Raw genomic sequence first — 14125 nt, forward strand, 5'->3', positions numbered from 1 at the left:
ATGACGATGCCGGCCGACCCCGTCGAGGACCTCTGGTCATCCGTACTCGGACTCCTCGCCGAGGACCCCCGCATCACGCCGCAGCTGCACGGCTTCCTCAACCTTGTCGAGCCGAAGGGCGTCCTCGCCGGCACCCTCTACCTCGAGGTGCCGAACGACCTCACCCGCGGCATGCTCGAGCAGCGCATCCGGATCCCGATCACCGAGGCCGTGACCCGCATCGGCGACGACTCGGTCGCGAACTTCGCGATCACCGTCAACCCGGACATGGCCTCGGAGCCCCGCGTCGACCCGAACGTGCCGGAGTACGCCGAACCCGTGCAGGAGATCGTCGAGCAGAGCGCCGCCCCGCGCCAGTACATCGAGGCGCCGTTCGTGCCGAGCCAGATCGACTCCCCGGGGACGAGCGGACGACCGGAGTCCCGGCTCAACCCGAAGTACAACTTCGACAACTTCGTCATCGGGTCGTCGAACCGGTTCGCCCACGCCGCAGCGGTCGCGGTGGCCGAGGCGCCGGCGAAGGCCTACAACCCGCTCTTCATCTACGGCGACTCCGGCCTCGGCAAGACCCACCTGCTCCACGCCATCGGCCACTACGCCGAGAGCCTCTACCCGGGGATCCGCGTCCGGTACGTGTCGAGCGAGGAGTTCACCAACGACTTCATCAACTCGATCGCGAACAACCGCTCGAACCAGTTCCAGCAGCGGTACCGCGACATCGACATTTTGCTCATCGACGACATCCAGTTCCTGCAGGGGAAGGACTCCACGCAGGAGGCCTTCTTCCACACGTTCAACACGCTGCACGACCACAACAAGCAGGTCGTCATCACGTCGGACGTCGCACCGAAGCACCTGACCGGCTTCGAGGACCGCATGCGCTCGCGGTTCGAGTGGGGCCTCATCACCGACGTGCAGGCACCCGAGCTCGAGACCCGCATCGCGATCCTCCGCAAGAAGGCGCAGTCCGACCACCTGCAGGTGCCCGACGACATCCTCGAGTTCATGGCCTCCAAGGTGTCGAGCAACATCCGCGAGCTCGAGGGCACGCTCATCCGCGTCACCGCGTTCGCGAGCCTGAACCGGACGGCCGTCGACATGGCGCTCGTGCAGACCGTCCTCAAGGACCTCATCACCCTCGACGAGGACAACGTCGTCGCGCCGACGGACATCATCAACCACACCGCCGAGTACTTCAAGCTCTCAGTCGACGACCTCTACGGCTCCTCGCGGTCGCAGGCGATCGCCACCGCGCGACAGATCGCGATGTACCTGTGCCGTGAGCTGACGAGCCTGTCGCTGCCGAAGATCGGGCAGCTGTTCGGCAACCGCGACCACACGACGGTGATGTACGCGAACAAGAAGATCACCGAGCTGATGAAGGAGCGTCGGTCGATCTACAACCAGGTCACCGAGCTCACGAGCCGCATCAAGCAGGACCGCCGGTACCGCTGAGATCGGCCCCGTCGCGGCCCCGTCCACCATCTGAGACGGTTCCAATGGCCGGACTCTTCACAGTGTGGAAAGCCTGTGGATAACTGTGGAGGACACGCCGCCCGGTTGTTCACAGCTGAGGGGGCACTTGTGGAAACTGGGGATGGAAGTGGATAGACGAGCATTCGTCATCCAGACAGCGCTCACAGGCCGTCAACAAGTCACAACCGTGTAGTTCCCAACGCCGGAGCGGCATGCACAGGGTTATCCACAGTGTGCACAGGCGTTAACACCATTACTCCTGGTTAACGATCCATCTCCGCGGGACAACCTTGTGGACGGCGGGATGACAAGAAATCCGGGCTCCGTCCGCCTGTGCCACAATGGGGCGGCCGGACAGTCCAAGCCGATCGACAGGGGTTCCAGCTGTGAAGTTCGAGGTCAACCGGGACGTCTTCTCCGAAGCCGTCTCCTTCGCGGTGAAGCTCCTCCCACAGCGCACGACCCTCCCGATCCTGTCGGGTGTCCTCATCCACGCGGACGGCGACCGGCTCACGCTCTCGTCGTTCGACTACGAGGTCTCGGCGCAGACCTCGATCACGGCGCAGATCGACGACCCGGGCACGGTCCTGGTCTCGGGTCGCCTGCTGAACGACATCGCGAGCCGCCTGCCGAACGCCCCGGTGACGTTCACCACCGAGGACTCGAAGATCTCGGTCGCCTGCGGCTCCGCGCACTTCACGCTCCTGTCCATGCCGGTCGAGGAGTACCCGACCCTGCCGGAGATCGGTCCGCAGACCGGCGTGATCCCCGGCGACGCGTTCTCCGAGGCCGTCTCTCAGGTGGCCGTGGCCGCGAGCCGCGACGACGTCACCCCCGTCATCACCGGTGTGCAGCTCGAGGTCGGCGACAACGACCTGTCGCTCATCGCGACCGACCGCTACCGCGTCGCGGTCCGCACGATCGCCTGGGACTCCGGCCGCGTCGGGTCCGACCCGCTGCACGCACTGGTCCCGGCGCGCACCCTGCAGGAGGTCGGCCGCACCTTCGGCTCGGCGTCCACCGTGTCGGTGTCGATCTCGGGCAGTTCCGACCGCGAGCTCATCGCGTTCCACGCCGACGACAAGACCGTGACGTCGCTGCTCATCAAGGGCAACTACCCGCCGGTCCGCCGGCTCTTCCCCGAGACCGTCAACGACCACGCGGTGATCAACACCGCGGAACTGGTCGAGGCCGTCCGACGGGTCTCCCTCGTCCTGGAGCGCGAAGCCGCCCTCCGGTTCTCCTTCTCGGTCGACGGGCTCACGCTCGAGGCGATCGGATCCGAACAAGCGCAGGCGTCAGAGTCGATCAGTGCGTTGCTGACCGGAGAGGAAACGGTGGTCTCGTTGAAGCCCGCCTTCCTCCTGGACGGGCTGAACGCGGTGCACTCCGAGTTCGTCCGCATCTCCTTCACCAAGACGGAGAACCCCAACAAGCCGGGCCCGGTGCTCATCACCGGCCAGACTTCGCAAGAGGCCGCAGCGACCGACGGTTACCGGTACCTGCTGCAGCCCAATCTCCTGCTGCGGTAAGCGCAACAGCCGAACACTGCGCTGACGCGCTCCACGCTGCATCAGCGCGACGACGAACAGAAGAGGAAATCATGCACATCGGTCTTGTCGGCCTTGGTCGCATGGGCAACAACATGCGTGCCCGTCTCCGCAACGCTGGGATCGAGGTCACCGGTTACGACGCGAACCCCGCCGTCTCCGACGTGGCCGACCTCGGCGCACTCGCCGCGGCGCTGCCCGAGGGCAAGAAGCTCGTGTGGGTCATGGTCCCGCACGGCAAGATCACCGACGACGTGATCTCCGACCTCGCCGAGGTCCTCGGCGAGGGCGACCTCGTCATCGACGGCGGCAACTCGAAGTGGCTCGACGACGAGGTGCACGCGAAGCAGCTCGACGCCAAGGGCATCCGCTACATGGACGCCGGTGTCTCCGGTGGCGTCTGGGGCAAGGACAACGGCTACGGCCTCATGGTCGGCGGTGCCGTCGAGGACGTCGAGTTCGCGATGCCGGTCTTCGACGCGCTCCGTCCCGAGGGCCCCCGCGAAGAGGGCTTCTCGCACGCCGGCGGCGTCGGCGCGGGTCACTACGCGAAGATGGTCCACAACGGCATCGAGTACGCGATCATGCAGGCGTACGGCGAGGGCTACGAGCTCCTCGAGGCCAAGGACATCATCCACGACGTCCCCGCGGTCTTCGCCGGCTGGCAGCGCGGCACCGTCGTGCGGTCCTGGCTGCTCGACCTGCTCGTGCTCGCGATCAACGAGGACCCGAAGCTCGACGAGCTCGAGGGCTACGTCGACGACTCGGGCGAGGGTCGCTGGACCCTCGAAGAAGGGATCGAGCTCGCCGTCCCGATGCCGGCGCTGTCCGCGGCGATGTTCGCCCGCTTCGTCTCGCGTCAGGGCAGCCAGTCCCCGACGATGAAGGCCGTCGCGGCGCTCCGCAACCAGTTCGGCGGTCACGCCGTCAAGAAGTCCTAGGACTTCCCGGGGAAACCCGGCCTCGGCCCGCGTGCACGTCGACCACCTCCAACTGACCGACTTCCGGAACTACCGGGAGGCGGACGTCGACCTCGCACGCGGGCCGAACCTGTTCGTCGGGCGGAACGGACAGGGCAAGACCAACCTGGTCGAGGCGATCGGGTACCTCTCCACCCTCGGTTCGCACCGCGTCCCCACCGACGCGGCGCTCGTGCGCCAGGGCTGCGACGCGGCGATCGTCCGCGCGCGGCTCGCGCACGAGGAGCGCAGCATCCTGGCCGAGGTGCAGATCAACCGCACCGGCGCGAACCGTGCCCAGGTGAACCGGTCGGCGATCAAGCCGCGTGAGCTGCCGCGCTACTGCACGAGCGTGCTCTTCGCCCCGGAGGACCTCGCACTCGTGCGTGGCGAACCGGCCGGTCGTCGCCGGATGCTCGACGAGCTGCTCGGGCAGATCGCCCCGCGGATGCAGGGCGTGCTCGCGGACTACGACCGCACGTTGCGGCAGCGGAACACGCTGCTCAAGTCGGCCCGGGCGACGGGCGCGAAGGCCAACGCACTGTCGACGCTCGACGTGTGGGACGACCGGTTGGTCGGGCTCGGCGCCGAGATCGTCGCGGCGCGCGACCACCTGACGCGGCGGCTCGCGCCCTTCGTGGCCGAGGCCTACGCCACCGTCGCGGGCGAGCACCACGACGCGTCGATCGCGGGCGTGCTGTCGATCCGTGGCGGGGACCCCGAGTCGGCGGCCGCCACCGACCCGGTGCTCGGGACCCCCGACGAACCGGTGTCCGTCCAGGCTGCGGCCGAGGCGTTCGCCGCGGCGCTCGAGCGGCGGCGGCGGGACGAACTCGACCGCGGGCTCACCCTCGTCGGGCCTCACCGGGACGACGTGCTCTTCCAGTTGAACGGGTTGCCAGCCCGCGGGTACGCCAGTCACGGTGAGTCGTGGTCGTTCGCGCTCGCGATCCAGCTGGCGAGTGCCTCGATCCTGCGGGCCGAGTCGAGCCTGGGCGACCCGATCATCATCCTCGACGACGTCTTCGCCGAACTCGACGAGTCGCGGCGGGAGCGGCTGGGGAACGCGGTCGCCGACTACGAGCAGGTGCTCATCACGGCCGCCGTCTTCGGTGACGTGCCCGGCCAGTTGGCGGCGCACACGGTGCGCATCGAGGCGGGCACGATCGTGACCGACGAGGCGGACGCGGATCGCGCCTCCCGTCCGGAGCACGACGCGACCCCGACGGCGGACGCGACCGACGCGACGACCCCGACCGCGGACGCGGCCAGCACCGCGGACGCGACCCCGACCGCGCATGCGACCTCGACCGCGGATGCGAACCCGACCCCGACCGCGCATGCGGCCGGCACGCCGGACGCGGCCGGCACCGTCGGCACCGCCGGCCCGACCCCGACCCCGGACGCGGCCGCACCGGGAACCGGCTCCTGATGCCCCGCCCCTGGAAGCCGACCGAACCCGCACGGGTCTACCGGCACCTCCGTGCCGTGTTCGGCGACCCGTCGAAGCGCGGTACCGACGCCCGTCGGCGGCGCGCGCGCGAGTTCGACGCGGACACCGTGCCGTACGGGCGGGGTCGTGAGCCGAGGGGCCTCGGCGACGTCGTCGGCTCGCTCGCGCAGGAGCTCGGCTGGACTGAGCCGCTCGCCCGCTCGGAGCTCTTCGTGGACTGGCCGAGCGTCGTGGGTGACGAGCTCGCGAAGCACTCCACCCCGGTGACGATCGAGGACGGTGCACTCGTCATCCGCTGCGACTCGACCGCGTGGGCGACACAGCTCCGACTCATGCGCGCATCCGTCACGACGACCATCGCCGAGCGGCACCCGGAGGCCGGGGTCGAGTCGATCCGGGTTTCGGGGCCGGACGCCCCCACCTGGAAACGCGGTCCCAGGACGGTCCAGGGGCGCGGCCCCCGCGACACCTACGGGTGACCAGACGAAATCATCCTGCGGTGCCAAAAAAGCCCGTCTGAGGGCCGGATGACGCCTCGGAAGGGGGGTCCCTGCGGTAGACTGGGAGGTGCAGTGCGCGGGCGTTCCGCGCGCAGGCAGGAGCACGCTCGACATGGCATCAGGATCTGAAGACGAACCGCAGAACCCGCTCGACGCGGAGACCCCGCAGAGCGAACCATCCTACGGCGCGGACCAGATCCAGGTGCTCGAGGGGCTCGAGGCCGTGCGCAAGCGCCCCGGCATGTACATCGGCTCGACGGGCCCGCGCGGTCTGCACCACCTGGTCCAGGAGATCGTCGACAACTCCGTCGACGAGGCCCTCGCCGGCTACTGCGACACGATCGACGTCACCATCCGCGAGGACGGCGGCGTCCGCGTCGTCGACAACGGCCGCGGCATCCCGGTGGACGTCCACGCTGCCGAGGGCGTCTCGACGCTGCAGGTCGTGCTGACCGTCCTGCACGCGGGCGGCAAGTTCGGCGGCGGCGGGTACGCGGTCTCCGGTGGCCTGCACGGCGTGGGTTCCTCGGTCGTGAACGCGCTGTCGAGCGAACTCGACGTCGAGGTCCGCCGCCAGGGGCACGTGTGGCGCCAGAGCTACACCGACGGTGTCCCCGTCGCCCCGGTCTCGCAGGACGAAGCGTCCGACGACCACGGCACCACGATCACCTTCTGGCCGAACGCCGACATCTTCGAGACCGTCGAGTTCGACTACGAGACCCTGCGCACCCGGTTCCAGCAGATGGCGTTCCTGAACAAGGGCCTGCGGATCAACCTGCTGGACGAGCGCACCCCGGAAGAGGGGGAAGAGGCCCGCAAGGACTCCTTCCACTACGAGCGCGGGCTCGCCGACTACGTCGAGTACATCAACTCGCAGAAGAAGGCCGACCTCGTCCACCCCGACGTCATCGGGTTCGAGGCCGAGGACCCGGAGCGCAAGATCGCGCTCGAGGTCGCGATGCAGTGGAACACCTCGTACCAGGAGAGCGTCCACACGTTCGCGAACACGATCAACACGCACGAGGGCGGGACCCACGAAGAGGGCTTCCGTGCCGCGCTGACGTACCTGGTGAACAAGTACGCGCGCGAGGCGAAGATCATCAAGGAGAAGGACGACAACCTCACGGGTGACGACATCCGCGAGGGCCTGACGGCCGTCATCTCCGTGAAGCTCGGCGAGCCGCAGTTCGAGGGCCAGACGAAGACCAAGCTCGGGAACACCGAGGCGAAGGGCTTCGTGCAGCGCGTCGTCGGCAGCGAGCTCACGCACTGGTTCGAGAGCAACCCGACCCAGGCGCGCGACGTCGTGCGCAAGGCGATCCAGGCCTCGCAGGCCCGGCTCGCCGCCCGCAAGGCGCGCGAGACCACGCGGCGCAAGGGCCTGCTCGAGTCGGGTGGCATGCCCGGCAAGCTGAAGGACTGCCAGTCGAAGGACCCGACCCTGTCGGAGATCTTCATGGTCGAGGGCGACTCCGCCGGCGGTTCCGCCGTGCAGGGCCGCAACCCGATGACGCAGGCGATCCTGCCCCTGCGCGGCAAGATCCTCAACGTCGAGAAGGCCCGGCTCGACCGCGCCCTCGCGAACCAGGAGATCCAGTCGATGATCACGGCGTTCGGCGCCGGCATCGGCGAGGACTTCGACCCGGACAAGGCCCGGTACCACAAGATCGTGCTGATGGCCGATGCCGACGTCGACGGCCAGCACATCACGACGCTGCTGCTCACGCTGCTGTTCCGCTACATGCGGCCGCTCATCGAGCGCGGCTACGTGTACCTCGCGCAGCCGCCGCTGTACCGCCTGAAGTGGTCGAACTCGGCGCACGAGTACGTCTTCAGCGACCGGGAGCGCGATGCCCTCATGCAGGCCGGCCTGGCAGCCGGTAAGCGGATCCCGAAGGACAACGGGATCCAGCGCTACAAGGGCCTCGGCGAGATGGACTACAAGGAGCTCTGGGACACCACGATGAACCCGGACACCCGGACGCTCCTGCAGGTCACGCTCGAGGACGCCGCCGCGGTGGACAGCGTCTTCTCGACGCTGATGGGCGAGGACGTCGAGTCGCGTCGCCAGTTCATCCAGCAGAACGCCAAGGACGTGCGCTTCCTCGACATCTAACGGCCAGGAGGCGCGGCGTGAGCCGCGTCGACCAGTCCTGACCACCTGTGGTCGCGCCCGGCGCGACCAACGGAACCACAGCCTCCGGGCTGTCCAGAAAGGGAACGAAGCCACATGGCTGACGACAACGAGAACGGCGCCGACGAGCAGCCCGAGATCGTCCACGGCGACAGCGGGGACATCGTCGTCTCCGGTGACCGCATCTCGCAGGTCGACCTGCAGCTCGAGATGCAGCGGTCGTACCTCGACTACGCGATGTCGGTGATCGTCGGCCGTGCCCTGCCGGAGGTCCGCGACGGCCTCAAGCCGGTGCACCGCCGCGTGATCTACGCCATGTTCGACGGCGGGTACCGCCCGGACCGCGCGTTCTCGAAGTGCTCCCGTGTCGTCGGCGACGTCATGGGCCAGTTCCACCCGCACGGTGACTCGGCGATCTACGACGCCCTGGTCCGCCTGGTGCAGCCGTGGTCGCTCCGCTACCCGCTCGCGCTCGGGCAGGGCAACTTCGGCTCGCCCGGCAACGACGGCGCCGCCGCCCCGCGGTACACCGAGACGAAGATGGCGCCGCTCGCGCTCGAGATGGTCCGGGACATCGACGAGGACACCGTCGACTTCCAGGACAACTACGACGGCCGCACGCAGGAGCCGGCGATCCTGCCGGCCCGGTTCCCGAACCTGCTCGTCAACGGTTCGGTCGGCATCGCGGTCGGCATGGCGACGAACATCCCGCCGCACAACCTGCGCGAGGTCGCCGAGGGCGCCAAGTGGTCGCTCGACAACCCCGACGCCACGCGTGAAGAGCTCCTCGCCGCGCTCATGCAGCGCATCAAGGGCCCGGACTTCCCGACCGGCGCGCAGGTGCTCGGCACGAAGGGCATCCAGGACGCCTACCGCACGGGTCGCGGGTCGATCACGATGCGCGCCGTCGTCGCGGTCGAGGAGATCCAGGGCCGCACCTGCCTCGTCGTCACCGAACTGCCGTACCAGGTGAACCCGGACAACCTGGCGATCAAGATCGCCGAACTCGTCAAGGACGGCAAGCTCGCGGGTGTCGCCGACATCCGCGACGAGACCTCCGGGCGCACCGGCCAGCGCCTGGTCATCGTGCTGAAGCGCGACGCCGTGGCCAAGGTCGTGCTGAACAACCTGTACAAGCACACGCAGCTGCAGGAGAACTTCGGCGCGAACATGCTCGCGATCGTCGACGGCGTGCCGCGCACCCTGCCGCTCGACGGCTTCATCTCGGCGTGGGTCGCCCACCAGATCGACGTCATCGTGCGCCGCACGCAGTTCCGTCTGCGCGAGGCCGAGAAGCGGGCGCACATCCTGCGCGGCTACCTGGCGGCGCTCGACGCCCTCGACGAGGTCATCGCCCTCATCCGGCGCTCGCCCGACGTCGAAGAGGCCCGGACCGGCCTGATGGACCTGCTGTCCGTCGACGAGATCCAGGCGCGCGCGATCCTCGAGCTGCAGCTCCGTCGTCTCGCTGCCCTCGAGCGGCAGAAGATCCACGACGAGGCCGAGGAACTCGAGCGCAAGATCGCCGACTTCCAGGACATCCTGGCGTCCGAGACCCGGCAGCGCACGATCATCCGCGACGAGCTCGAGGAGATCGTCGACCGCTTCGGCGACGACCGCCGGACCGAGATCATGCTCGGCTACGACGGCGACATGTCCATCGAGGACCTCATCCCCGAAGAGGAGATGGTCGTCACCATCACCCGCGGCGGCTACGTCAAGCGCACCCGCAGTGACCAGTACCGGTCTCAGCACCGCGGTGGCCGCGGCGTCCGTGGCGCCCAGCTCCGCGCCGACGACATCGTCGAGCACTTCTTCGTCACGACGACGCACCACTGGCTGCTGTTCCTCACCGACCAGGGCCGCGTCTACCGCGCGAAGGCGTACGAGCTGCAGGAGGCCGGCCGCGACGCGAAGGGCCAGCACGTCGCGAACCTGCTCGCCATGCAGCCCGACGAGCAGATCCAGCAGGTGCTCGACATCCGCGACTACGAGGTCGCGCAGTACCTGGTCCTCGCCACCGAGCACGGCCTGGTGAAGAAGACCGCGCTCACCGAGTACGACACGAACCGCACCGGCGGCATCATCGCGATCAACCTGCGCGACGGCGACAAGCTCCGGCAGGCGTTGCTCGTCGACGAGCACGACGACCTGCTGCTCGTCTCCCGCCAGGGCATGTCGCTCCGCTTCACCGCGACGAACGACACCCTGCGTCCCATGGGTCGGTCGACCTCCGGCGTGAAGGGCATGTCCTTCCGCGACGGCGACTCGCTGCTCGCGGCCCGGGTCGTGTCCGACGACGGGTTCGTCTGGGTGATGACCGAGGGCGGCTACGCCAAGCGCACCTCCGTCGACCAGTACCGGGTGCAGGGCCGTGGCGGTCTCGGTATCAAGGTGGCCAAGCTGGCGCTCGACCGGGGCGACCTGGTGGGCGCGCTCATCGTCGGCGAGGACGACGAGGTGCTCGTCGTGCTGCAATCGGGCAAGGTGGTAAGGTCTGCCGTGGCCGAGGTCCCCGCCAAGGGCCGAGACACGATGGGCGTGGTCTTCGCGAGGTTCGCGGAGAACGACCGGATCATCGCCGTGGCCCAGAACACCGAGCGGAACCTGGTCGACCAGGACGACGCCGAGATCGAGCCAGCGGGCCCGGTCGAGACGGTCAGCCCGGCCGAAGCGGCGCCGGAACCCACTGACCCCATCGACAACGCGCCCACCAACCCCGCGCCCGTCGACGACGAGGCCGGAGAGGACCAGTCAAGCAATGAGTAGTGTCGCCGAGAAGCTCCAGAAGAAGGCGAAGCGTCCCGTCGGCACCCGCCAGGTCCGCCTGCGGCTGGTCTACCTCGACTTCTGGTCGATGGTGAAGCTGAGCTTCCTCATCGCCCTCGCGGGCAGCATCGTGATCGTGGTCGCCACCGCCCTGGTGTGGGTCATCCTCAACCAGACGGGCGTGTTCACGCAGGTCGACGCCCTGCTCAAGGACGTCACCGGGCAGAACAGCTACTCGATCATGGACCAGTTCTCGCTGGGCCAGGTCCTCGGGTTCTCCATCGTCGTGGGCATCCTCAACGTGGTCGTCGGCACCGTGCTCGGCGCGATCGTGAGCGTGCTCTACAACCTCAGTGTGCGGATCACCGGCGGCCTGCTCGTCGGCTTCACGAACAACTGACACACCCGGGCCGGATGGCGCCAGTGCTCGATTTCGTTCCGGCGGGATCGTGCGGTAGGCTTTCATCCGGTCTGAGGGGCTATAGCTCAGGCGGTTAGAGCGCTTCGCTGATAACGAAGAGGTCCAAGGTTCAAGTCCTTGTAGCCCCACCACTTCCCTCCAGCACCTGCACCACAGGTGTCCAGGGGCCTTAGCTCAGTTGGTAGAGCGCCTGCTTTGCAAGCAGGATGTCGGGAGTTCGATTCTCCCAGGCTCCACTCGCATCAGCCCCTGGTTGCGGACTCCGTCGTCTGCCCAGGGGCTTCGTTCTGTGCCCGTGCGCGCCGCGGCCCCTGCGGCGCGATCGTCGCGGGTGGTTCGGTCGCCGTGTTCGTCCGCGCGCCTTCGGCGACGCGCCGCTCCGCGGTGGCTGAGTCCGGCACTCGCCACTCCGCATCGTCTTCGGCGAGTGGTCACGACATGCCGCCTGTGGTTCACCGAGGTGGCTGGAACTGTCGTTTGCGTGCTGTCTGAGCGACAGCTTGCGACCGCTCGGCGGCGTTCCCGTGGCGCGCTGCGTGTCCGGCGCGGCCGCGTGGCGGACGGGAGGCGCGGTGGCGGGCCGCCGCGTGCCTCCAGGCAGATGGACGGGTGCGTTCGGAGCACGCGGCGGGCGGGTGCACGAACGCCAGTACCCGGGGACGACGAAGGGCCCCGGCGCAGTGCCGGGGCCCTTCGTACGAACCGGGAGGTCAGGCGGCGGGCTTCTCCGCCGAGTCCGCGTCGTCGGCGACCCAGAGGTCGTCGTCCGCACGGAGCGTCTGGTACGCGGCGTACGCGGCGCCGGCGACGGCGACCACGCCGACGACGATGAGCGCGACGCCACCGAAGCCGAGGCCCTTCTTCTGCTGCGGGACGTACTTGCCCGCGGCCTTCTTGGCCTGCTTGCCCTTCTTCTGGGCGTTCTTCACGATCTTCTTCACCCGCGGGTCCTTCGCGAGGTCACCGATGCTCAGCACCGAACCGGCGGTCGAGACCAGGCCGGGCACGACCTCCGACTGGAAGCGGTGCGATGCACTCTGCGCTGCCGAGGTCGCTGCGTGCACCCCCGTCGCGACGGCCGGGCGGATGCCGTTGTCAATCGCGTTCTGCACGCGGGGGGCGATGTCCTTGCGGGCTGCGTCTGCTGCGTTCGACCGGGCCTCGGCCAGGATCGCGTTCGCGTGCTCGAGGACCTTGCGCTGCTCTCCGAGGAGCGTGGCGGTCTGGCCCTTGAGCTTCTTGATCTGCTTCCGACGCTTGCGCGGGATCTCGATCGTCGTCATCTGGTTCCTCCATCGGATCGGCGTGACCCCATCCTGCCACCACACTCCCTGACAGGTCACGGAACCTCCGCTGTGGGATCCGTCTGCATGTCAGGAGTACATGCGAGAATCGGAACATGTCTCTGCACACCGCTGTCGCAACGATCCACACCAACAAGGGCGACATCCGCGTCAACCTGTTCGGCAACCACGCTCCGAAGACCGTCAAGAACTTCGTCGACCTCGCCACGGGCCAGCAGGAGTGGACCCACCCGGGCACGGGCAAGGTCTCGACCGACAAGCTGTACGACGGCGTCATCTTCCACCGCATCATCAAGGACTTCATGATCCAGGGTGGCGACCCCCTCGGTCAGGGCATCGGTGGCCCGGGCTACCGCTTCGACGACGAGATCTCGCCCGAGCTCACGTTCCAGAACCCCTACATCTTCGCCATGGCGAACGCCGGCATCCAGGGCGGCCGTGGCACGAACGGCTCGCAGTTCTTCATCACCACGGTGGCGACGCCGTGGCTGCAGGGCAAGCACACCATCTTCGGCGAGGTCGCGGACGACGAGTCCCGCGCGGTCGTCGACGGGATCGAGGGCGTGGCCACCGACGGCCGCGACAAGCCCCTCGAGGACGTCGTCATCCAGAGCATCGACGTCGAGGACGTCTGATCCGCACGTGACCGACCAGGCGTACAACCCGAACAACACCTGCTACCGGCACCCCGACCGGCAGAGCTTCGTGCTCTGCCAGCGGTGCGGGCGGACGATCTGCCCGGAGTGCCAGACGCCGGCGGCGGTCGGGGTGCACTGCCCGGAGTGCGTGCGTGAACAGCGCGCACAGTTCGCGGCGAACCGTCGGGCGTCCGGAGGCCCGAGCGGCCTGACGGTCGCCCGACGGCGCTTCGCCATGCTCGACCAGAAGGGCACCGTCGTCCTCGTGGCGATCTCGGTGCTCGTCTGGCTGTTCGACGAGCTCAGTCGCGGCGCCTTGACGAACCTGCTCGCCTACAACTCGCTGCTGCTGCCGGTGCAGCCGTGGCGGGCGGTGACGGTGCTGTTCGTGCACTCGGGCTTCCTCCACATCCTGTTCAACATGTGGGCGCTGTGGATCTTCGGTCGGATCCTCGAGAACATGCTCGGCACCTGGCGGTTCGTCGCGCTGTACTTCATCACCGGGGTCTTCGGCACGATGCTCGTCACGTTCCTGGCTCCCGGTACGTGGGTCGTCGGTGCTTCCGGCGCGATCTTCGGGCTGTTCGCGGCGTTCTTCGTCCTGCAGCGCAGTCTCGGGCAGAACGCGGTGCAGCTCCTCGTGATCATGGGGTTGAACCTGGTCGTCGGGTTCATCCCGGGCACGAACATCTCGTGGCAGGCGCACGTCGGTGGCATCATCGGCGGCTTCCTCGTCGGGTTCGTCTTCGCGCAGACCCGGAACGTCCGCCAGCGTTCGTTGCAGATCGCACTGCTCGTCGGTGCTGCCGTGGTCGCGGTGGCCCTCACCGTCGTGGGGTACGCCGTCACCGTCGGCTGACCAGCCACCGAGCCGCACACCGCGAGCCCCTCGAACGCCCCGTCGCTCCATGCGGCGGGGCG

At 68.3% G+C, this 14125-nt stretch carries 10 protein-coding genes, 2 tRNA genes and 1 pseudogene; 12 read left to right on the forward strand and 1 reads right to left on the reverse strand.

What is annotated here, in order from left to right; all coding sequences use genetic code 11:
• From dnaA to DEI99_RS00050, 10 genes and pseudogenes are all read left to right on the forward strand, one after another.
• The gene (gene dnaA / locus DEI99_RS00005) at nucleotides 1-1455 is read left to right on the forward strand and encodes a chromosomal replication initiator protein DnaA (RefSeq protein ID WP_071260312.1); all 1455 of its coding nucleotides are present in this window, start codon (nucleotides 1-3) and stop codon (nucleotides 1453-1455) included.
• A 407-nt stretch (nucleotides 1456-1862) separates the two neighbouring features.
• A complete protein-coding gene (gene dnaN, locus DEI99_RS00010) occupies nucleotides 1863-3008 on the forward strand; it encodes a DNA polymerase III subunit beta (protein ID WP_111041749.1) in 1146 nt (381 codons plus the stop codon).
• 71 nt (nucleotides 3009-3079) lie between these two features.
• Nucleotides 3080-3967 (forward strand): phosphogluconate dehydrogenase (NAD(+)-dependent, decarboxylating), encoded by an 888-nt coding sequence (gene gnd, locus DEI99_RS00015; protein ID WP_111041748.1) that lies wholly within the window; start codon nucleotides 3080-3082, stop codon nucleotides 3965-3967.
• Nucleotides 3968-3998: 31 nt separating this feature from the next.
• A pseudogene (gene recF / locus DEI99_RS00020) lies at nucleotides 3999-5162 on the forward strand (DNA replication/repair protein RecF); the annotation flags it as partial.
• Between the two features lie 254 nt (nucleotides 5163-5416).
• The gene (locus tag DEI99_RS00025) at nucleotides 5417-5917 is read left to right on the forward strand and encodes a DciA family protein (RefSeq protein WP_111041747.1); all 501 of its coding nucleotides are present in this window, start codon (nucleotides 5417-5419) and stop codon (nucleotides 5915-5917) included.
• A 133-nt stretch (nucleotides 5918-6050) separates the two neighbouring features.
• Nucleotides 6051-8054, forward strand: a complete 2004-nt coding sequence (gyrB, locus tag DEI99_RS00030) for a DNA topoisomerase (ATP-hydrolyzing) subunit B (RefSeq protein WP_111041746.1) — start codon at nucleotides 6051-6053, stop codon at nucleotides 8052-8054.
• Nucleotides 8055-8168: 114 nt separating this feature from the next.
• Nucleotides 8169-10841, forward strand: coding sequence for a DNA gyrase subunit A (gene gyrA / locus DEI99_RS00035; RefSeq protein WP_071297566.1), 2673 nt, complete (start codon nucleotides 8169-8171; stop codon nucleotides 10839-10841).
• The gene (locus tag DEI99_RS00040) at nucleotides 10834-11241 is read left to right on the forward strand and encodes a DUF3566 domain-containing protein (RefSeq protein ID WP_071258606.1); all 408 of its coding nucleotides are present in this window, start codon (nucleotides 10834-10836) and stop codon (nucleotides 11239-11241) included. Before gyrA ends, DEI99_RS00040 begins: the two co-directional genes overlap by 8 nt.
• 75 nt (nucleotides 11242-11316) lie before the next feature.
• Nucleotides 11317-11393, forward strand: a tRNA-Ile gene (locus tag DEI99_RS00045).
• Nucleotides 11394-11425: 32 nt separating this feature from the next.
• Nucleotides 11426-11498: transfer RNA gene (locus DEI99_RS00050), tRNA-Ala, on the forward strand.
• 474 nt (nucleotides 11499-11972) lie between these two features.
• Here the strand turns inward: DEI99_RS00050 and DEI99_RS00055 are convergent.
• On the reverse strand, nucleotides 11973-12545 hold the full coding sequence (locus DEI99_RS00055; protein ID WP_111041745.1) for a hypothetical protein: 573 nt from the start codon (nucleotides 12543-12545) through the stop codon (nucleotides 11973-11975).
• 116 nt (nucleotides 12546-12661) lie between these two features.
• On the opposite strand from DEI99_RS00055, the gene DEI99_RS00060 reads away from it, so the two are divergent.
• Together DEI99_RS00060 and DEI99_RS00065 are read left to right on the forward strand one after the other, a co-directional pair.
• Entirely contained in the window at nucleotides 12662-13201 is a 540-nt protein-coding gene (locus DEI99_RS00060) for a peptidylprolyl isomerase (RefSeq protein WP_071258603.1), read from the forward strand.
• A gap of 7 nt (nucleotides 13202-13208) precedes the next feature.
• Nucleotides 13209-14063 (forward strand): rhomboid family intramembrane serine protease, encoded by an 855-nt coding sequence (locus DEI99_RS00065; RefSeq protein ID WP_111041744.1) that lies wholly within the window; start codon nucleotides 13209-13211, stop codon nucleotides 14061-14063.
• The last annotated feature ends 62 nt before the right edge of the window (nucleotides 14064-14125 follow it).

This window comes from Curtobacterium sp. MCLR17_036 (assembly GCF_003234445.2).
In the GTDB taxonomy this organism is placed as follows: Bacteria; Actinomycetota; Actinomycetes; order Actinomycetales; family Microbacteriaceae; genus Curtobacterium.

What these genes read in the sequence shown, in the direction of transcription:
- dnaA (WP_071260312.1), top strand. Translation starts at nt 1, where the DNA reads ATGACGATGCCGGCCGACCCCGTCGAGGACCTCTGGTCATCCGTACTC.
- gnd (WP_111041748.1), top strand. Translation starts at nt 3,080, where the DNA reads ATGCACATCGGTCTTGTCGGCCTTGGTCGCATGGGCAACAACATGCGT.
- DEI99_RS00025 (WP_111041747.1), top strand. Translation starts at nt 5,417, where the DNA reads ATGCCCCGCCCCTGGAAGCCGACCGAACCCGCACGGGTCTACCGGCAC.
- gyrB (WP_111041746.1), top strand. Translation starts at nt 6,051, where the DNA reads ATGGCATCAGGATCTGAAGACGAACCGCAGAACCCGCTCGACGCGGAG.
- gyrA (WP_071297566.1), top strand. Translation starts at nt 8,169, where the DNA reads ATGGCTGACGACAACGAGAACGGCGCCGACGAGCAGCCCGAGATCGTC.
- DEI99_RS00040 (WP_071258606.1), top strand. Translation starts at nt 10,834, where the DNA reads ATGAGTAGTGTCGCCGAGAAGCTCCAGAAGAAGGCGAAGCGTCCCGTC.
- DEI99_RS00055 (WP_111041745.1), bottom strand. Translation starts at nt 12,545, where the DNA reads ATGACGACGATCGAGATCCCGCGCAAGCGTCGGAAGCAGATCAAGAAG.
- DEI99_RS00060 (WP_071258603.1), top strand. Translation starts at nt 12,662, where the DNA reads ATGTCTCTGCACACCGCTGTCGCAACGATCCACACCAACAAGGGCGAC.